The 634-nt window shown below is 61.8% G+C and carries 1 rRNA gene; it reads right to left on the bottom strand.

Features of this window, described 5'->3' with window-relative positions:
• Positions 1–512: ribosomal RNA gene (locus ACP5L5_RS11805) — 23S ribosomal RNA — on the bottom strand; the annotation flags it as partial.
• Positions 513–634 lie beyond the last annotated feature (122 nt).

Raw genomic sequence — 634 nt, 5'->3', positions numbered from 1 at the left:
CTTGTTCGCTATCGGTCTCGGGACGTATTTAGGCTTGGAAGCTGATGCCTCCCGGCTTCCCTCGGTCAAACCAGACCGGGGTACTCTGGCCTGCAGCGGAGGCCCCCAGAGATTAACCTACGGGACTATCACCCTCTACGGTAGGGCTTTCCAGCCCACTTCGGCTTCTCTGGGTCGGCCTCCCGGGCTCGGAGCCCAGCTGCAGGCCCGCAACACCACATCCCCCCATACTCATCGCATGGGGGTTTGGTTTGGCCTGTTCCCCTTTCGGTCGCCCCTACTCAGGGAATCCCATTTTGGTTTCTCCTCCTCCCCCTACTAAGATGTTTCCGTTCGGGGGGTTCCCGCTCCTTACGGAGCGACGCGAGCTGTTCGCCCGCGTCAGGAGGTCCCATTCGGGAATCCTGGGTTCTTCGGCTGCATGCGCCTCCCCCAGGCATTTCGCCGCTTGCCGCGCCCTTCTTCGGCGCCCGAGCCGAGCCATCCACCAGGCGGCTTAAGTGCCGCTCCTGGGACGAGGCCCGCCCATCTAGGCGTCTGGAAGCTCCTGTACATGGCCTCATTGAGAGGATAGATTTCCCTCTCTTAGCCCTTCGCCCGAGATTTCATCTCGAGCTGCATCGGGTGAGATAGG

This window comes from Vulcanisaeta sp. (genome assembly GCF_049966235.1).
Taxonomy (GTDB): Archaea; Thermoproteota; Thermoprotei; order Thermoproteales; family Thermocladiaceae; genus Vulcanisaeta; species Vulcanisaeta moutnovskia.
This window is presented reverse-complemented; position numbering and strand designations above follow the sequence as displayed.